Raw genomic sequence first — 18427 nt, forward strand, 5'->3', positions numbered from 1 at the left:
CGTGCAGGAGTAGGGGCCGGCACGCCACCACCCCCAGGAGCCCGATTGGTTGCTGGCTGGGACACCTTGTTATGCGACGGAGGGTGATGTGATGGCAGGGGGGGCATCGAGGGGAAGGCGCGAGCTGGTGAGCGGCTATCTGGCCGCGGCCACCGCGATCATGGAGCGGATTGAGGCCGAGGAAACGCCCGCGATCGAGGCGGCAGCAGCCGTGATTGCTCAGCAGGTAGGCGCAGATCGCCTAGTGCATGTTTATGGCCCAGGTGGCCACTCCAACCTTGCCAGTCAGGAACTATTTTTCCGCGCCGGGGGTCTGATGCATGTGTCTGCCATCCTTGATGAAGGCACATTGCTGTCTAATGGCGCCCTGCGCTCCATGGCGATTGAGCGCACGCCCGGTATCGGTCGGATCGTCATACGCGATCAGGATCTGGGCTCCGACGACGTTCTCATTCTGGTCAATGCCTACGGGATCAATGCGGCGCTGATCGACGCAGCGCTGGAAGCGAAGGCACGCGACGCCACGGTGATCGGATTTTCGTCCCGCGCGCATGCTCAAGGCACATCATCCGATCATCCTGCCCGCCACCCCACCAAGCAGAACCTGCTCGACATTGTGGATTACGCCGTCGACACCAAGGTCCCGATCGGAGATGCGGTGGTCAAGGTGCCCGGCGTGACCCAGAACATTGCGGCGATCTCCACCTTCGCCAACGCCTTTGCGCTCAACGCCCTGGTCATCCACACTGTCGGTCTTTTGGCCGAACAGGGCATTGAGCCCCCGGTCTGGCGATCAGGCAATGCCCCCGGTGGAGACGAAGCTAACGCCCGTTTTATCGCGCAGTTCCGGGGCAGGGTGCGCTGGCTATGAGCGTTCTCACCTTTTCCGGGCGCGATCCAGTTACTGGGAATGCGTTGCGCGTGAGTGTCCAGGACGGAATCGTTCGGGATGTCATGTCCGTTCCGGTCCAGCCGGGCATGGCTTGGCTTGCCCCGGGCCTCGTGGATTTGCAGGTCAATGGATTCGGCGGCCTAGATCTCAATGATGGCGCTCTTGAGCCTGCCACTGTCACTGCCCTGTGCAGCCGATTGGCAGCAGAGGGCGTGACGCGTTTCCTGCCCACGGTCATTACCGCTTCCGAGCAAGAAATCCTGGCCGCCGTTGAGGCTATTGCTGCAGCGGTTGCAGACAGCCCACTCGCGGCCCGAATGGTGGCCGGAATTCATGTGGAAGGTCCATTTCTCTCGCCGCAGGATGGGCCGCGCGGCGCACATCGGCTGGCGTGCATTCGCGATGCCGACGCCGCAGAGGTCATGCGTTGGCAGGCCGCCGCCAACGGCCTGATCCGTATCGTTACACTCGCCCCGGAAGTGCCCGGGGCGATCGCGGCCACTGAGGCCATTGTGGCGGCTGGCATCCGTGTTTCGCTGGGCCATAGTTCTGCATCGGCAGAACAAATTCATCAGGCGGCGGACGCCGGCGCCAAGCTGTCGACCCATCTGGGCAATGGCAGTGCCGGCCAGTTGCCCCGACACCCGAACATGGTGTGGGCGCAACTGGCGGACGACCGCCTGACCGCCTCATTCATCACTGACGGCCATCACCTGCCCGCTGACACAGCGAAAGCTATGCTCAGGGCAAAGGGGGCCGCGAGATCGATCCTGGTTTCCGATGCCGTGGCCCTCGCTGGATTGCCGCCCGGAAAGTACCACACGCCCGTCGGTGGCGATGTAGAAATCTTGCCGTCGGGCCGGATAGCCCTGGCGGGCACGTCGTTTCTGGCAGGCTCCGGCGATGCCCTGCGCACCTGCGTGGCACGTGCGGCTAAGATGTCCGGGTTTCCATTGTCCGAGTGCCTCGCCATGGCCAGTACGCGCGCCGCCGAGGCGATTGGCCTCTCCGGTGGTCTCGAGCCCGGTGCCCGCGCCGACCTTATCCTGTTCGACTGGGCAGAGGGCGATGACGGCCTTGCCTTGCGCCAGACCGTGCTAGCCGGAGAGATTGTGTTCGATGCCGGGGGAGGGGGCGCATGATCCGGGCCGGTGTGTCGGTTGTGGACATTACGCCGCCTGCGGGGTTGGAGATGTGCGGTTTTGCCGCGCGAATTCCCCCCGCTACAGGCGCGCATGATCCACTGACCGTCCGGGCGCTGGTTATTGGTGACACCGCCATCGCCGTGGCCGACGTCATCGGCATTGACGCGGCCTTGTCTAATCGGGTGCGTCAGGCCAGTGGCCTACCCCCGGAGCGGGTGACTTTGGCGGCGACCCACACCCATGGTGGACCGCTCAGCATGCCGGGCCGCCTTTCGGGGGAAACGGACCCATCCTTCTTGGCCGGCCTGGAAGAAGCGTTTGTGACTGCCTTGCGCAGCGCCGCCAGCACCGCAGAGCCGGTAACGCTGCAGGGTGGGGTCGGGCCGGAGCCCGGAATTGCCCGCAATCGTCGCCACCCAAATGGCCCAGTCGATACCGGCGTGCCGGTCCTGCGGCTTAACCGCGCTGATGGATCAGCCATGGCTGTTCTGATCTCCTATGCCTGCCATCCCGTAGTCCTGTCGTCAGACAACCTGCTGTGGACAGCAGACTATCCGCATTATGTCAGGATCTGCCTGGAAGCGGCTCTGCCCGGTGCCGTTGCGCTCTTTGCCACCGGCTGCGCAGGCGACGTCAATACGGGGCACTCCGCCGCCGCCTCCCTCGATCCGGTTAGCAATCCTGCCAGAAGCTTTGCCGAAGCCGAGCGCATTGGCCAGGCAATTGCCGATGCCGCGCTCGCGGCTCCCCTGCGGAGCCTGGGAGAGACAATCAAGGCCGCGCAGTCCGATGTTCTGCTGGAATTTGCGGACGACGAAGACGTGCCGGCACTTTTGGCGGCCTGGAAAACCGAGCGTCAAAGCGCACCACCAAACCGGGCAAGGTTGCTCGATATCTGGAGCGACTGGGCAGACCGAAGGGCACAGCAGGCTCCGGCGCCCATCGCGGAGCGCGTAACCACCGCCTCCTGGGGTGGGGCCCGCATACTGGCCATGCCGGGAGAAATCTTTGCGGAAACGGCCCTGTCCCTGCGTCGGGCCGTGGCTGCTGATGGTCCGGGACCGCTTTTCATCCTGGGCTATGCCGACGACAATCCTGGCTACATTCCGCCCGAAAGCGAATTCGCCTTCGGCGGCTACGAGGTCACGGAGGCCCACAGGTTTTATGGGCTTCCGGCTGGCTTGGCGCCCCGCTCGGCCGAGAGGCTGGCCAAAGCCGTTTTCCATGCGGCAGGCGGACAACATCACGACGACATAACAAAGGGAGACTGCCATGACTAAGCTTGCCTCACTTCGCTCGGCGCTCTGCGGTGCCACTGCACTTGCCGCGTTCACGCTGCCGACCGTGGCTCAAGAAATTTCTATCCTTTCGGGCTACCCCGAAATGACGCCCTTCTATGAACGCGTCGCCGAAAGCATGAAGGGCGATTATCCCAATCTCACGGTCAACGTCGAGCCGATCACGCTGCGCGAGCATGAACGCCGTGTTGCCCTGGGCCTCAGCTCTGGTCTGGAAGGGGCGTCAGTCATTGAGCTTTCGACCTCTACAGCGGGTCGTTATGTCCAGGCTGGCCTCATGCCGGCAGCCCCAGCTGACATTTCCGAATTTGTCTCTGATCCGGCCAATTTCGGCCAGTTCTTCGTTGATGCCGCCAGCTATGATGACACCGTATACGGTGTGCCACTATTCCGCGGCCAGGGTGCCCTATTCTACAATACGCGCATGTTTGCCGAGGCGGGCCTCGAAGGTGCGCCCAAGACAATGGATGAGTATACTGATTATGCGGAAAAGCTGACGCAGCGTGATGAGAACGGCAATCCGGTGGTTTCGGGCTGGTCGCTGCGTCTGTCGGGCGGCAGCCAGGGCATTGCCGAAAAATGGTGGCTGATCCTGTTCAACCATGGTGGCACACTGATCGACGAGGTCAGCCCGGGCAAATGGCGCGCAGGCTATGCCAACGAGGCCGGCGTAAAAGCGCTCGGCCAGTATCTCGACAATATCTACGACAAGAAGACTGTAACGATCGAAATGCCGTCGGATGCTGAGGCGTTTGAACGCGAGCAGACCGCAATGTTCATCCGCGAAAGTTGGGTGATCGGTGACATTGCGGCAAAGGCACCCGACCTTGAATATGCTACAGCGCCGTTGCCCGTCGGTTCGATCGCCTTGCCCGTCAATCTCTACGTTGCCGGCGATGGCAGCACCGAGGACATGCAAGCTGCCTGGGACTTCGCCAAGGCCGCCAACGAGCCGGAAAACCTAGTCTGGTTGCTAGAAAATGTTGGCTGGCTCCCCAACCGGACGGGTGTGGACTTCTCGAGCGTGACCGACGAAATCGAGGCCTTCAGTGCTTTCGTCGACTATCCGGAAGACTACACTTTCTTTACCGTGCCCTCGATTGCGGTGATTGAGGATCTCCAGACACGTCTGGCTGCCAAGTTGACCGAAGCCTTCGCCAACCCTGCCATGCAGGGCGACGACGCGGCCATCATGGCCTTCCTGGAATCGGCCGCCGAAGAAACCAACGCGATCCTCAAGCGCGAAGGTCTTCTGGCTGAGTAGTCCTACCTATACGATTGGAGCCGGGCGCGGCCAGTCCGCCCCCGGTTCCGATCTCAGGTCCCACAAGCCTCCCAAGCTGTCACCGAAGGCCCGCGCCCATGCTCAGACGCCGCCGCTTCCGTTTCGCCATCCTCGCACTGCTTCCTACCTTTGCGATATTTGCGTGGGTGCGAATGGGGCCAATTGTGCAAACCATGAACCTGTCGGTCCGCGACTGGGATCTCATCGGCACCAATCGACCCTTCATCGGACTGGCCAATTTTGTCGAACTGTTTGGGGATTCGCTCTTCCTGACAGCGCTGGTCAACACTGCCATCATTGCATTTGGCGTGATGCTGCTGACCATCCCGACGGCGATGGTTCTCGCCGGACTCATCCACTATCGAACAAGGTCGCGGTTTGCAGGCTTTTACGAGACGTCGGTTTTCATTCCGCATGTGGTTTCGCTGGTGCCGGCGGCTATGGCTTGGAAGTGGATATTTGACGCCAAGCTCGGGCCGCTAAATGCCTTGATTGTCAGTCTTGGCGGCAGCCCCCAGTCCTGGCTCTTTGACCCGAACCTGGCACTGTTTTCCATTATTGTGCTTTGTAGCTGGCAGGCCCTGGGTTACGCAGTGTTGATCTATCTTGTCGGTTTTCGAAATTTGCCGACATCGGTCTACGAGGCAGCGCGACTGGACGGTGCGAGTGGCATCCAGGCTTTCCGCTTCCTCTCTATTCCCCTGCTGAAGCCGATAACGCTCTACGTGTCCGTGGTGACGTTGGTTTCGGGATTCAACGTTTATGCGCAAGCTTTCGTCTTGGCCTCCGATAGTCAGGGCGCGCCGGGCCGGCAGGTGCGCGTCCTTGTCCTCGACATGCTCGAGAATGCTTTCCGCAACTATCGCGTAGGCTATGCCGCGGCAGAAGCCATGGTTCTGCTGCTCATCGTGCTGATACTGACGGGCGCCCAGTTCGCACTGTTGCGCGAGAAAGGTAACAGCAAATGACCCGCAACCAGAGAAAAGCTACCGACTTCATGATCGATGTTGGTCTGGTCCTGTTCGGCCTTTTGATGCTGGCGCCGCTGCTGATGCTGGTGGCCAACGCATTCAAGTCTCCTGCTGAAATGGTAGCTTGGCCGCCAACCTTCATTCCTGCCAATCCCACGCTGGACAATTTTCGATCAGTGCTGGGCGAAACCCCGCTCCTGCTCTGGATCTGGAACTCGCTTAGCTTTGCGATCATGTCGACGATTGCCATCGTCCTTACGTCGTCGATCGCGGGCTATGTGATCGCCAAGTTTCCTTTTCGGTCCATCAACGTGGTCTTCGCGCTATTCCTCGCCACGGCAATCGTGCCGTTCGAAGTCTACATGATCCCGCTGTATTTCCAGGTGAAGGACCTGGGCATGCTCAACACCAATCAAGGGTTGCTGATTGGCTATCTAGTGATGAGCTTTGGTATCTTCCTAATCCGCCAGAATGTCCTTGCCTCCATTCCCGATGAGTTGATCGAGGCCGCACGGATCGACGGCGCCGGAGAGCTTTGGATCTATTGGCATATCGTGCTGCCCCTGCTGCGCGGGCCGCTGGCGGCGCTGGCTGTCCTTGCCTTTTTCCAGGCATGGACCAGCTTTGCCTGGCCAATGATCGTCGCCACGCGACGAGCGGCTTACACGATCGAGGTGGGTCTCGCCCTGTTTTCGACGGGCTACACCGTCGACCTTGGCAAATTGTCGGCGGCGTCAGCCTGCGTACTTGTTCCGTCGGTGGTGGCCTTCGTCATCCTGCGCCGCAATTTCGTACAGGGCGTAGCGTCCACAGGGATGAAGGAATGACCCGAGTTCTCGCGGATGCCGCGCAACGCTATGATGCGGCCAACCGGATAACCCTCAATTGGCTGTTGGAGCGGCCACCGGTGATGGGCGTGTTCATCAACACGCGGGTCAATCCAGTCACCGGACAAGACTATACCGCGGTTGACGGCCTGCGCGGTCCAGACTGGATCTGTGGCTGGATACAGGGCAGGGGCCTGGAAGCCCTTGTGACTTTTGCTGCCCATTATGAGCAGATTGCGCCGGAGCTGACACTTCGGCTCGATGCTTTTGCAATGCCGCTGTACGCGGCTCTTTGTGACCTACAGGCTAAGCATGGGCACGGCTACTTCCTTTACGACCGAGACCTCAGACCCGTTCGCAAGGACAATATGGGTGGGGCGGTCCCGCAGTCCATGAACGCCGACTTATACAGCTATTCCGATATTTTTTTCGCCAAGGGACTGATTGCGGCGGCGGCGCGATTTGCGCCTGCGGACCTGCCTCGGCATATCGATTTCTTTCATCAGATTCGTGCTGCGATTGCGGACAAACGCTTCCAGATGGGGGAGCAGGTCGAGATCTCGCGCGAGGCTATCGCCGCCGAGCCCGACGATCACGGGCCCCGCATGATCCTGCTGGGGGCGGCCGGGATGCTCAAACGCGTGGGGCTCGCTGAGCAGGCACGCTGGGCGGACGAGATGATTGAAGAGGTGCTGGCGCATTGGCTGGATGCCACCGGATTGCTGCGCAATGTGCCCGGCATGGATGTGCTCAATGCTGGTCACGGCATCGAGTTTGTTGGCTTTGCCTTCGACCACCTTGGTCCGGCGGGGGACTCCGCGCTCAAAGTACATCTGTCACGCGTGTTGATCCGGCTTTTCGACCACGCCTTCCGTGAACCGGGTGTGCCACTGGCAGTATCGGCGGCTTCGGGCGAGCTGCTCGAACCCTGGTTCCCTTGGTGGCCGCTGCCGGAAACCATTCGGGCGGCCGCCCTCGCTCGCGCCTATGGCGCGCCGCAGGTTGCTGATCTGGAGCGAATTCAGACCGCTGCAGACAGCGCCTTTTTCCGCAATTACTGGCGCGGCTCCCTAGGCTTTGCCTATCAGGGGCGGACGCCCGGAGGGCCGGTCGACTACGTTCCGGCCACACCTGATCTCGATCCCGGCTACCATACCGGGCTTTCCCTGCTTGCCGCCCAGACCGCGTGAGGACACAATGGCTTCAGTAGAAATTCGCGACCTTCGCAAGAGCTTCGGTCCCATAGAGACCATTCATGGCGTTACCATTGACGTCCCGGATGGCGAATTCGTCGCTCTCGTAGGTCCGTCCGGTTGCGGCAAGTCGACTATCCTGAGATTGCTTGCCGGACTTGAAGAGGTCACCGCAGGCACCATTTCAATCGGTGGCCGCGTCATCAATGAGGTCGAACCAAAGCACCGCGACATCGCTATGGTTTTCCAGAATTATGCGCTTTATCCGCACATGACCGTGGCCGAAAACATGGGCTTTTCCATGCGGCTTCTCAAGAAGAGCAAGGAGGAAATCCGGCGTGAAGTGGGCTCCGCGGCAGAAATCCTTGGCTTGACGCCTTATCTGGGGCGGTACCCCAAGCAACTTTCCGGCGGACAAAGGCAGCGCGTCGCCATGGGGCGCGCCATTGTCCGTCAGCCGCAGGTTTTCCTGTTTGACGAGCCCCTGTCCAATCTTGACGCGCAATTGCGAGTGCAGATGCGCGCCGAGCTCAAGGCGATCCACAATCGTCTCAAGGTCACAACCATCTATGTGACGCATGACCAGGTTGAAGCCATGACCATGGCCGACCGGATCGTGGTGATGAAGGATGGCTATGTCATGCAGGCGGGCGCGCCGTTGGACCTCTATGATCAGCCTGCCAATACCTTTGTAGCCCGTTTTGTCGGATCGCCTTCGATGAATATCTTTGCCGCCGACGTTTCGGGGGGGCAGGTGCAATTTGCCGGAACCGACTGGTGCGCTGCCCCTGCGGACCTGGCAGGCGCGGTGCAAATGGGAATCCGCCCCGAACATTTCACCATCGGTGAAGGCGGTGCCGTGCTTGCTGTCGAAAACGTGGACCCGACTGGCTCGGAAACCCTAGTGCAGGGGCAACTGGGTGGCGTTCCAGCTACCGTGCTGCTGCGGACTCGGGCAGCGGTTCGGGCAGGCGATCTGCTTCCTGTTGCCGTGAGGCCAGAACTTATTCACCTGTTTGACGCGGAGTCCGGAGATACGCTTCCCATGAACAGCGAAGGTCTCTGACATGCGCGCTGACGCGATCAACCTCACCACGGTCGGCGGCGTCGCCATCAACGTAGATGATCTCGCCAAGATGCGGCCGGTTTTTTTGGCGAACCGCTTCCGCAGGTAGCGGCGGAAGCTTGTAAGATGCTCGTGTGAAATCCCCATATACTCATCGAGAAGAAGGACGGAGCAGTCGGGGTCCGCCCTGGGTGCTCAAGCACCTCGAACTAGCTGGGACCGGTCGCCACGACCGCCGCTTTGATCTGGCCGGCTTAAACCCTGCAACGTTTGCATACTCGTCGCCAAGATCATTGACTTCGATCAGTTACGCAACCGGTTGCAAAAGGGCAGCGAGTGTAGAACAGTTGCACATCGGCATTGCCGAAAGGAGGAGGATCCAATGAATCTGAAGTCACTAGCTCTTATTGCTGCCGTCGGCACCTTGATGAGCCAGACCGCTATCGCCCAGGAGGGTGGGCTGGTCGTGTACAATCCCGCCGGGGACGCCGGTGAACTGATCATCGACGGGTTCCGGGAGAAGTTCCCGGGGATCTCCATCTCGGCGATCAATGCCGGCGTGGGCGAACTGTTCACCCGTATGGCGGCCGAAAAGGAAAACCCGCAGGGCGACGTCGTCCTGTGTGCGTCGAGCGAAGCGTTCCTGGCCAATCCTGACCTATTCGCGCCCCATGAAAGTCCCGAGCTGCCCAATTTCGAGTCCGATGTCGTGGCGGCTGACCATTCCTTTTATGGATGCTCCATGCCGCTGCAGGCGTTTATCGTAAACACCAACCTGATGAGCGAAGACCAGTACCCGCGGACCTGGGCCGACCTGGCTGCCCCGGAACTTGAAGGCAAGCTCGTGCTGGCCAACCCCTCGCTTTCGGGTTCCGCTTACGCACAGCTGGCCCAGATTCTGCAGCTCTATGGTTGGGATGTGGCCGAGAAGGTCATGAACAACGCGCGCTTCACCACCTCCTCGCAGAACGTGTTTCAGGACGTTGGACGCGGCGAAACCGAGGTCGGAGTGACGGGCGAAGTCAACATCAAGACCATGATGGACGAAGGCTACCCGGTGACGGCGATCTATCCGGAAGACGGCACCGGCTTGCGCTTCGATGCTTCGGCGATCATCGCCGGGGGGCCGAACCCGGAGAATGCCAAGCTGTTCCTCGACTACGCCAACTCCAAGGAAGCGCACGAACTTATCGTGTCCACCAACCGTCGCTCGGTGCGCAAGGACGTGGCGCCGCCGGAAGGACTGATGCCAACCAGCGAGGTCCCGACCTTCCCATATGACGCCGACCTCGCAGCCTCGAACCGCGACGAGAACCTCGCCAAGTTCGACGAGCTGTTCGCACAGTAACTGACCCAGATCGGTGAAGCGCGGAACCCCCGGGCTTCACCACCAAACCGGGGAGAGCGCCGCTTGTACCATTTCCAGGGATTCACCCAGGCCAAAGACCCTGACGCGCCTGAAACCAACGAAGACCGCATCGTGGCCATTCCCAATCGCCTTTATGCGGTGATCGACGGTGCGACCGATATCAGCGGCCTGCGCTATGACGATCGGTTGGGGCAGGGCGCCACCGGCGGGTACCTTGCGGCCCAGGCCGTCGCCGAGGTACTCGCGACCGCGGCCGCCGGCCCGCTGACCCGCCTCCCTGATCCGACCGCGCTCGTCATCGATCTCAATACCGCCATCGCCGCTACCTATCAGAGGCTTAGGATCGCCGGGTCGGACATACGGTCGGGACTGGCGCGCTTCCGCGCTGCCTTCTCGGCCGCTTTCGCAGTCGGCGACATGGTTCGCCTCGTGGCGCTTGGCGACTGCACTATCCGCGTCAACGGCAAGGTAGTGCTTGACCATCATTTTCCCGGTGACACGGTTCTGTCCAAGGCGCGTGCAGTGGCCTGGACCATGTTGCTGGAAAAGGGGTTGAGTGTGGCTGACATCCGCCCTATCGCCCGGCAGCTCATCGTCCAGGGGCCAACGTCCGCCACCCCGGTGCCCCAGCCCCTCACCGCGGTCGACCTCGCCGCCATTGTCGCCGCGGTCCGCCGCGACGGCCCCGTGCTTGAAGCTTGCGGCAATGACCTCGCCCTGGTCGACAAGATCCTTGCGGCTGGACTCGAAGGCATTCGTGCCAATCCGGAGACGTTTCATGCGTCTGCACTCGATGGGGTGAGCGACACCAGCAGTTCGGTCCGCGTGCTCGACCTGCCGCGGTCCGAGATTAATACGCTCGAACTTGCCACCGACGGCTATCCGGCCCTTCCCGATGCTACCGGCATTGCAGCGTGGGAAGCCGCGCTCGCCGAGGCCGACCGAACCGACCCGGACCGCGTCGGCCCTCATGCGAGCACCAAGGGTCGCGTGGGCAAGAATTTCGGAGATGACCGCAGCATCCTCTTCATATCCGCAGGAATCAACTGATGGCCTCTTCTTCGCCGGCACCCGCCCGGCTTTCAGTGCGCGAGCTGACAAAAATCTTCGACACTCCCGATGGACCGGCGACGGCGGTTAAGGACGTCAGCTTCGACATCGCGCCGAACACGTTCTTCACCATGCTCGGGCCATCGGGCTGCGGGAAGACCACGACGCTGCGCATGATCGCGGGCCTCGAGTCCATTACGAGCGGTCAGATCCTGTTCAATGGCGAGGACTTCCGCCGCAAGAGCGCCTTCGAGCGCAATATCGGCATGGTGTTCCAGTCCTACGCGCTGTTTCCACACATGACGGTTTTCGAAAACGCAGCGTATGGGCTCAGGTTGCGCGGAGTCAACGAAGCGACGATGACGAAGCGGGTACACGAAACGCTGGCCATGCTCCGCCTAGACGGACTGGCCCAGCGCTACCCCGCGGATTTGTCGGGCGGCCAGCAGCAGCGCGTCTCGATCGGTCGTGCCCTGGTCTACCATCCCGGCATGCTGCTGCTTGACGAACCGCTGGCTAATCTCGATGCCAAGCTGCGCGTCGACATGCGCGACGAAATTCGCCGCCTGCAGAAGGCACTGAACGTGATGGCGCTCTATGTGACCCACGACCAGGAAGAGGCCATGGCAATCTCCGATGTCATCGGGGTGTTCTCCAAGGGGCGGCTGATGCAGCTGGGCGCGCCCTATGACATCTATTCCGCGCCGATCTCGCTGTTCGTGGCTGATTTCATTGGCAAGGCCAACTTTTTCCCCGTCGATATTGAATCCCGCGACAACGGCCGGACGGCCGTGGTGGCGCTTGGCGGCAGCCGCTTTGCCGGAGTCAAGACGGTGACGGCGGCAAGCGATGAGGGTGACTGGTTCGTCAAGCCGCAAGCGGCGTTGATGATGAGCCGGCCTGAGCAGATGTGGCTCTCCTCAGCGGGCCAGCAGCTCGACAAGCCGGCCTTCGCCGGACGCGCGCTACGCATTCAGTTCCTGGGCAGTTTTGTGCGTTATCTGGTCGAGAGCAGCCAGGCACGTGGCGAGGTCATTGTCGACCTGCCGGCGTTCGCCGAAGGCGTGTCCGAGGGTGATGAGGTCCGGTTCGGGCTGGTCGGCCCGGGCCTCGTGTTTGAGGAGGGCAGCCGGTGAGCGAGCTTATAGCAACAGCCATGGCGCCAGCCGCCCGGCGGCGCTTGAACATCGCACCTTATGTGGCCGGGGGAGTAACCATCTTTGTGCTGGTCGCGTTCCTTCTGTACCCCATCGGCACCACGATGCTGAACAGCTTCGCGCCTGCGGGCGAAGCATTCAACGTGCTCAATGCGACCCTTGAGAACTTCTCACGCTTCTTTAGCTCGTCCATGTACCAGCAGGCCCTGTTGAACACGATCTTCATCGGCGGGATGGTGACCGTGCTCGCAACGGCAGTGGCCGTGCCCGCCGCCTATTTCGTTGCGAGGGTGCAGATACCGTTCAAGCCGCTGATCCTGTCGCTGTCGATCATTCCACTCATCTCGCCACCCTTCATCGGCGCTTATTCCTGGGTGGTGCTGTTCGGCCGCAGCGGCATCGTTTCGCAATACCTGAACCAGTGGTTTGGTATCCAAATGCCGCCGGTTTACGGGTATTTCGGCGTTATCCTGTCCATGGTTCTGTCGAACTTCACCTATGTTTTCCTATTCGTGCAGGGGGCGCTGACAGCGGTCGATCCGCATCTGGAGGAGAGCGCCCGTGTAATGGGCGCGTCGCGCTGGCGCGTGCTGCGCACGGTGGTTCTGCCGCTGGCCATCCCGCCGATGCTGGCCGGGGCCATGATCGTTCTCATCGAGGCTCTCGGCGAGTTCGGCGCGCCGGCGGTGCTGGGCGGGGAAATGTATGTGCTCTCTACGCTGATGTATTTCCAGATACACGGCTTCTTTAATCTCAATGCGGCGTCGGCCATTGCACTAGTCAACGTGCTGATCACCCTCGCGGCCATCCTGTTCCTGATCCGGGTCAACAAGAAGCGCCGCTTCGTGACGGTCGGCAGCACCACGCGCAGGGCGGCGCTGCAGACCGGCCGAGGCATCCGCATAATTGCCAACTGTTATGTATGGGGATTGCTGGCACTAGCCCTGCTGCCTCAACTGGTGGTGGTGTTCACCTCGTTTGCCGAGAAGTGGCCGGGCACTCTTTGGCCCACCCAGTATGGCTGGGGCAACTATCAGTATGTGTTCACCCGCGTCGTCGAACCGCTTCAGAATAGCCTGATCCTTGCGGCGGTGGCGACCGTGGCCTGCGTCGTCTTCGGAACGCTCACCGGCTATGTCGCCGAGCGCAAGACGTTCTTCGGCAAATGGGCGCTGGACCTCACCATCATGTTGCCTTTCATCCTGCCGGGCATTGTCACCGGGGTGGCGCTGCTGGTTACATACAACAGCGGTCCGATCGCACTGACAGGCACCGCCCTGATCATCGTGATCGGCTATTTCGTGCGCCGGATCGCCTATATCTACCGCTCGGTAGTGGCGGCAGTGACCCAGATCGACCTCAAGATGGAGGAAGCCTCCACCGTTGCCGGTGCGACTTGGGGCACTACGATGCGAAAAGTTACCATTCCCCTGATCGCCCCCGGGATTCTTGCCGGTGCGATCATCGTTTTCACCACGCTCATTTCGGAAATGAGCACCACGGTGATGCTCTACTCCGCGCGATGGAAGACTATCTCAATCGCTATCTATGAACGTCTGGAAAGTCAGGAGATCTCGGCCGCCGCCGCCATCGGCTCGATCACCATCTTGGTCACGCTGATCCTGGTGCTTGCTGCCACGCGGATAATCGGAAAGTCCATGTCAGAACTCTTCTCTTGAGCGTAGTCGGCGATTCTGGCCGTAGTTTGCGGACAGTGCATCAGTCTAGGTCGCAGCTCTTGCGTGCGCCTTGCCAAGTCGGCGGCGCCCGAGGCTGGCACCAAGCAGCTAGGGTCTCGATGATGACAATTGTGCCGCCGCATCAGGACAAGACGGGTGCGCGTCTGAATTCTCGGTGGTCGGCGGTTCGGTTGTCGTCGGCGCCACCCCCAGCATGACGCGGGAATAGGGTGCGGCAGTCCTTGCGGGCGGAGCTGGCGAGTCGGACAATGTGCCGGATACGGTGGAACCCACGCGGCAGTACGTGGATCAGGAAGCGGCGGATGAACTCGTCGGCGGTCATGACCTGCTTACGAGCGAGGCCGCACGGCTGTATTCCTTGTATCAATAGTTTACTGTGATCCCATCGAAGGCGATAAGCCATTAAGAAGTGACCCAGCAGGTTGGGATATTTCCACCGAGATTTGACCCATCTCCAGATGGTGGCAGACACCGGAATTGCCGCAATTGGCCAGAACACTTGTTTCCTAGAAGTCGCATTAAAGGCAGGAGGCCAAAATCAGTCGAGCGGCATGGCGCCCCGAAACGGTCATCCGGTTAGACCTGAAGACGTCCCGAAAGTTGCCCTTCTTCTTTGCTCAAGCGTCGCCCTTGCCTAGCTCCCAAAAGGGGCTCGTACGGTGCGCTCCGCCAGGTACGTCCCGGAAGTCGATGGAGGCAATTTCGGAGCAACGGCCCTGCCATACATACTCTCACCCTTTCTCCGAGTGCTCTGCAGGATCAGCAGGACGCGGAGGTAGCTCCCGAATGTCTGGCGCGAACCCGCCATTTATGGACCGCTTGACTCAATCCAACGTTTAATGATTAGTTCGGTTAGTGACCGAACTAAATAAGGCGCCGATGTGAGCCAGGCCATTCGTATCTCGCGACAGTTTTCCCTTCGCTCTGTCATGGAGGCGATCGTGCAGGGCGGCTCGGTGTCGCGTGCTTCGCTGTCCAAGCAGACGGGCCTGTCCAAGCAAACCATTTCGGAAATCATGCGCCAGCTCCAAGACGAAGGCTGGGTGCAGGAGACCGGCCGCACCAGCGGACATGTTGGGCGCACGGCGGTCACATATGAATTGGTGCCCTCGGCCGCCTATATCGCAGCGGTTGATCTGGGTGGCACTAAGGTGCGGGTTGCCATTTGCGATCTGTCCAGCCACGTGCTGGCGGAAGTGACCGAGCCGACCCGTGCGGCTGGTGGGCTGGCCGTGGTCGAGCAGATTGCTCAGCTTTGCTGGCAGGCGGCGGATAAAGGCGGGGTGCCGCGCGACAAGCTGCGCATTGCGGTCGTGGGCGCTCCCGGGGCCCCGCAGCCAGAGACGGGGCGCGTGCTGCTGGCGCCCAATATTGCCGGTTTCGATCAGATGGACGTTGCCGGGGCACTGGAATCTGCCCTCGGATTCGAGGCCATGCTTGAAAACGACGTCAATCTGGCAGTGCTTGGCGAGAGCTGGCTGGGCGTCGGTCAGGGTGTCGACGATCTGGCCTTCATTGCCCTGGGCACTGGCGTTGGCAGCGGCTTGATGTTGAACGGACAATTGGTGCGGGGCGCCGGCAATGCTGCTGGTGAGCTGGGCTTTCTGCCTTTCGGTGCCGATCCGTATGAAGCGGAATCACTGCGGGCGGGCGCGTTCGAGCGTGTCGTTGCCTCCCATGGCATCATCGGGCGCTACCGCGATGCCGTGGGGCACGACGCCACCGTCCCGGCGATTTTCGAAAAGGCCAATGCCGGTGATGCTGACGCGATCAAGGTGCTCGATGATACGGCGCGCTATCTTGCGCGGGGTATCGGCGCCATGGCCGCCATGGCCAATCCGCAAAAGGTCATTCTGGGGGGCTCCATTGGGTCGCGGCCTGAACTGGTCGAGCGGATCCGCCACGTATTGCCGCTCTGCTTTCCCTATCCCGTCGAGGTCGAGGCGAGCGTTCTGGGCAATCACGCGGCCCTGGTTGGCGCTGCGGCCATCGGGCTGAGCCATCTGCACAATACGCTGTTCGGCACGGAAACGCCGGAAGCCCGCATCTCGCTGCCGCCCGCCAACGCTGCGTTGATGCGCGAGGTGCTCAAATGAGTGAAACCCTGCACAATCGGCTGCTGGCCGCACTGGATCGAGACGAGGCCATTGGCCTGTTGCGCGGTGCCATTGGCTGCAACAGCGTTACCGGCGATGAGGTCACCATGGTGGCCTATCTCGATCGGCAGATGCGCAGCCGCGGCCTTGAGGATGTCGAGATCGCAGAATTCCTCCCCGGGCGGCCTAATATCTGGGGACGCCGCAAGGGTTCGGGTGGCGGCAGGCGCCTGCAATTTATCGGTCACACCGATACGGTGCATGTCGAGGGCTGGCGCGAGCACTGGGCGGGTGATGAACGCGAGGATCCGTTCGGCGCCCCAATCATTGATGGTGAAATCTGGGGGCGCGGTGCGGGTGACCTCAAGGCCGGCATCTGCGCGAGCCTGGCGGCGATAAGCCTGCTCGACCGGGCCGGCATCCGGCTCAAGGGCGATGTGGATTTCGCTTTTGTCGGCGACGAGGAAAGCGGCGAGCCGGGCAGTGGGGTGTCCGCGGGGGTCAAGGCGCATGTGGCACGTATCGCGGCGGGCAGACTGCCGCGCCCGGACTTCGTGGTCTATACAGAGCCCACGCGGCTGGCAGTCTATCCAGCGCAAATCGGCTTTTTCATCGCCGACATCACCATTACCGGCAAGTCGGCCTATTTCGGCGTGCCCGAACTGGGACGTGATGCGCTCAAGGCGAGCCACAAGGTGATGAGTGCGCTCTGGGCGCATTCGGAAGAAGTGTCTGCGCGTGCGGAGCATGCCCTGGTAGGCAAGGGCTTCCTGCTCATCACCACACTCAATGGTGGTGGTTTCATTGCCGTTCCCGAGCGCTGCACGCTGTCTCTGATCCGCAAGCTGCTGCCAGGCGAGAGCCTGGATGCGGCGGCCCGGGAACTGGAAGAGGTCATTCGTGGTGCGGTGACCGACCCTGATATTGCCGTCGAAATCGCCTATCCGGCCGGGCGCGATCACGCCCTGGGCGGCACCGCAGCAGAGATCGATCTGGATCATTCGGCCCTTGCAATGCTGCAAGAGAGCGTCGGGCAGGCCATGCCCGGACGAGGGGGTGCCGAGGGGGCGCCGTTCTGGTCGGAGACTCCGTTCTTCGTGAACGGGCTGGGCATTCCCGCCGTCTATTGCGCGCCGGGGGATATTCGCAATTGCCACACATTCGAGGAGCGCGTCAGCGTCGAGGAATATCTCGCCGGGGTCGTGGCCTTTGCCGGTTTCATCGCCCGCTATTGCGGGGTGGAAGACGAAAACTAGGGAATTTTCAATCAAGGGAGATATGAAGATGAAAACCACGACAAAACTGGCGACGGCCCTGCTGGCCGCAACGCTGCTCCATCCGGTTGCTGGCTTTGCCCAGACCGTGGGGCCGAATGGCGAAAGTGCCACTCCGTCCTCCGACGTTGTCCTTAGCGATGAGGACATCGCGGCCCTTGCGGGGCAGGGCTACAAGGCGGCACTGCTCTGGCACACCTCGTCGGATTTCATCAATGCGGTCTCAGCCGGCGCCAATGATGAATTTGCGCGTGCGGGTGTCGACGTGGTCGTGACCACCGATGCCGGTTTCGACGCCGCCAAGCAGCGCTCGGACATCGAGACGGCCCTATCGGCCGGCCCCAATGTCATCCTGTCGCTGCCGCTTGATCCCGTGACTTCGGCTGCTGCCTTCAGGGAAGCGGTCGAGACGGATGTGGAACTGGTGTTCCTCTCCAACCTGCCGGCCGACTATGTGCATGGCACGGACTATGCCGCCATCGTCACCGACGATCTGTTCCAGATGGGCAAACAGGCGGCCGACGTGCTGGCCGAGGCCATTGGGGGCGAAGGCGAGGTGGGCTATATCTTCCACGATGCCAGCTATTACGTGACCAACCAGCGCGATCAGGCGTTCAAGACGACGATCGAGACCGACTATCCCGATATTTCGATTGTCGCCGAGCAGGGCATTTCCGATCCGGCGCGTGCCGAGGAACTGGCCAGCGCCATGCTGCTGCAGAACCCCGAGCTCGATGGCATCTATGTGACCTGGGCCGAACCGGCCGATGGGGTACTGGCCGCGCTGCGCGGTGCCGGCAATAGCGAAACCAAGGTCGTCACGCTCGATCTTTCCGAGCCTATTGCGCTCGACATGGTGCGCGGTGGCAATGTCGCTGGTATCGTGGCTGATGAGGCCTATGAGCTGGGCCGCGCCATGGCTGCGGTGGGTCTCAAGGCGCTGCTGGGCCAGGAAACTCCGGCTTTTGTGGTGGCGCCCGCGCTGACCGTCACGGCGGACAATGTCGCTGAAGGCTGGCAGCAGTCGTTGCACCGTGACGCACCGGCTTCGGTTTTGGCCGCACAGTAATCCCTCCCGGGGCGGGGGCAATGGTGCTCCCGCCT

Annotated in this window: 15 protein-coding genes and 1 pseudogene; 15 read left to right on the forward strand and 1 reads right to left on the reverse strand. The window is 61.4% G+C overall.

Annotation, left to right across the window (positions count from 1 at the left end):
* The first annotated feature begins 127 nt into the window (after positions 1-127).
* From GGR20_RS16065 to GGR20_RS16120, 12 genes are all read left to right on the forward strand, one after another.
* Positions 128-871, forward strand: a complete 744-nt coding sequence (locus tag GGR20_RS16065) for a sugar isomerase domain-containing protein (RefSeq protein WP_253560343.1) — start codon at positions 128-130, stop codon at positions 869-871.
* Positions 868-2034 (forward strand): N-acetylglucosamine-6-phosphate deacetylase, encoded by a 1167-nt coding sequence (locus tag GGR20_RS16070; protein WP_183312386.1) that lies wholly within the window; start codon positions 868-870, stop codon positions 2032-2034. The genes GGR20_RS16065 and GGR20_RS16070 overlap by 4 nt, the downstream gene beginning before the upstream one ends.
* Entirely contained in the window at positions 2031-3317 is a 1287-nt protein-coding gene (locus tag GGR20_RS16075; RefSeq protein WP_183312387.1) for an alkaline ceramidase, read from the forward strand. Before GGR20_RS16070 ends, GGR20_RS16075 begins: the two co-directional genes overlap by 4 nt.
* Complete coding sequence (locus GGR20_RS16080; protein ID WP_183312388.1) at positions 3310-4599, forward strand: ABC transporter substrate-binding protein; 1290 nt, start codon at positions 3310-3312, stop codon at positions 4597-4599. Before GGR20_RS16075 ends, GGR20_RS16080 begins: the two co-directional genes overlap by 8 nt.
* Positions 4600-4697: 98 nt before the next feature.
* The gene (locus GGR20_RS16085) at positions 4698-5588 is read left to right on the forward strand and encodes a carbohydrate ABC transporter permease (protein WP_116590619.1); all 891 of its coding nucleotides are present in this window, start codon (positions 4698-4700) and stop codon (positions 5586-5588) included.
* Complete coding sequence (locus GGR20_RS16090) at positions 5585-6418, forward strand: carbohydrate ABC transporter permease (RefSeq protein WP_183312389.1); 834 nt, start codon at positions 5585-5587, stop codon at positions 6416-6418. Before GGR20_RS16085 ends, GGR20_RS16090 begins: the two co-directional genes overlap by 4 nt.
* On the forward strand, positions 6415-7608 hold the full coding sequence (locus GGR20_RS16095; RefSeq protein WP_183312390.1) for a hypothetical protein: 1194 nt from the start codon (positions 6415-6417) through the stop codon (positions 7606-7608). Before GGR20_RS16090 ends, GGR20_RS16095 begins: the two co-directional genes overlap by 4 nt.
* A gap of 7 nt (positions 7609-7615) precedes the next feature.
* Entirely contained in the window at positions 7616-8677 is a 1062-nt protein-coding gene (locus GGR20_RS16100) for an ABC transporter ATP-binding protein (RefSeq protein WP_183312391.1), read from the forward strand.
* A gap of 382 nt (positions 8678-9059) precedes the next feature.
* Positions 9060-10025, forward strand: coding sequence for an extracellular solute-binding protein (locus GGR20_RS16105; RefSeq protein WP_183312392.1), 966 nt, complete (start codon positions 9060-9062; stop codon positions 10023-10025).
* 63 nt (positions 10026-10088) lie between these two features.
* Positions 10089-11096 (forward strand): hypothetical protein, encoded by a 1008-nt coding sequence (locus GGR20_RS16110; RefSeq protein WP_183312393.1) that lies wholly within the window; start codon positions 10089-10091, stop codon positions 11094-11096.
* Entirely contained in the window at positions 11096-12232 is a 1137-nt protein-coding gene (locus tag GGR20_RS16115) for an ABC transporter ATP-binding protein (RefSeq protein WP_183312394.1), read from the forward strand. Before GGR20_RS16110 ends, GGR20_RS16115 begins: the two co-directional genes overlap by 1 nt.
* Positions 12229-13932 (forward strand): ABC transporter permease subunit, encoded by a 1704-nt coding sequence (locus GGR20_RS16120; protein WP_183312395.1) that lies wholly within the window; start codon positions 12229-12231, stop codon positions 13930-13932. The genes GGR20_RS16115 and GGR20_RS16120 overlap by 4 nt, the downstream gene beginning before the upstream one ends.
* 40 nt (positions 13933-13972) lie before the next feature.
* Here the strand turns inward: GGR20_RS16120 and GGR20_RS19295 are convergent.
* A pseudogene (locus tag GGR20_RS19295) lies at positions 13973-14275 on the reverse strand (transposase); the annotation flags it as partial.
* A 559-nt stretch (positions 14276-14834) separates the two neighbouring features.
* Between GGR20_RS19295 and GGR20_RS16130 the strand changes: the two are divergent.
* Genes GGR20_RS16130 through GGR20_RS16140 form a run of 3 tightly spaced genes read left to right on the forward strand, consistent with a single transcriptional unit; the run spans position 14835 to position 18392 of the window.
* Positions 14835-16049: an ROK family protein gene (locus GGR20_RS16130; protein ID WP_183312396.1), complete on the forward strand. Its 1215-nt coding sequence runs from the start codon at positions 14835-14837 to the stop codon at positions 16047-16049.
* A complete protein-coding gene (locus GGR20_RS16135) occupies positions 16046-17305 on the forward strand; it encodes a M20 family metallopeptidase (RefSeq protein WP_183312397.1) in 1260 nt (419 codons plus the stop codon). Before GGR20_RS16130 ends, GGR20_RS16135 begins: the two co-directional genes overlap by 4 nt.
* 28 nt (positions 17306-17333) lie before the next feature.
* Positions 17334-18392 carry a substrate-binding domain-containing protein gene (locus GGR20_RS16140; protein WP_183312398.1) on the forward strand — a complete coding sequence of 353 codons (1059 nt, stop codon included), beginning with the start codon at positions 17334-17336 and terminating at the stop codon, positions 18390-18392.
* The last annotated feature ends 35 nt before the right edge of the window (positions 18393-18427 follow it).

Source organism: Devosia subaequoris, assembly GCF_014197055.1.
Classification (GTDB): domain Bacteria; phylum Pseudomonadota; class Alphaproteobacteria; order Rhizobiales; family Devosiaceae; genus Devosia; species Devosia subaequoris.

What these genes read in the sequence shown, in the direction of transcription:
- GGR20_RS16115 (WP_183312394.1), top strand. Translation starts at nt 11,096, where the DNA reads ATGGCCTCTTCTTCGCCGGCACCCGCCCGGCTTTCAGTGCGCGAGCTG.
- GGR20_RS16135 (WP_183312397.1), top strand. Translation starts at nt 16,046, where the DNA reads ATGAGTGAAACCCTGCACAATCGGCTGCTGGCCGCACTGGATCGAGAC.
- GGR20_RS16085 (WP_116590619.1), top strand. Translation starts at nt 4,698, where the DNA reads ATGCTCAGACGCCGCCGCTTCCGTTTCGCCATCCTCGCACTGCTTCCT.
- GGR20_RS16100 (WP_183312391.1), top strand. Translation starts at nt 7,616, where the DNA reads ATGGCTTCAGTAGAAATTCGCGACCTTCGCAAGAGCTTCGGTCCCATA.
- GGR20_RS16070 (WP_183312386.1), top strand. Translation starts at nt 868, where the DNA reads ATGAGCGTTCTCACCTTTTCCGGGCGCGATCCAGTTACTGGGAATGCG.
- GGR20_RS16075 (WP_183312387.1), top strand. Translation starts at nt 2,031, where the DNA reads ATGATCCGGGCCGGTGTGTCGGTTGTGGACATTACGCCGCCTGCGGGG.
- GGR20_RS16105 (WP_183312392.1), top strand. Translation starts at nt 9,060, where the DNA reads ATGAATCTGAAGTCACTAGCTCTTATTGCTGCCGTCGGCACCTTGATG.
- GGR20_RS16080 (WP_183312388.1), top strand. Translation starts at nt 3,310, where the DNA reads ATGACTAAGCTTGCCTCACTTCGCTCGGCGCTCTGCGGTGCCACTGCA.
- GGR20_RS16090 (WP_183312389.1), top strand. Translation starts at nt 5,585, where the DNA reads ATGACCCGCAACCAGAGAAAAGCTACCGACTTCATGATCGATGTTGGT.
- GGR20_RS16140 (WP_183312398.1), top strand. Translation starts at nt 17,334, where the DNA reads ATGAAAACCACGACAAAACTGGCGACGGCCCTGCTGGCCGCAACGCTG.
- GGR20_RS16095 (WP_183312390.1), top strand. Translation starts at nt 6,415, where the DNA reads ATGACCCGAGTTCTCGCGGATGCCGCGCAACGCTATGATGCGGCCAAC.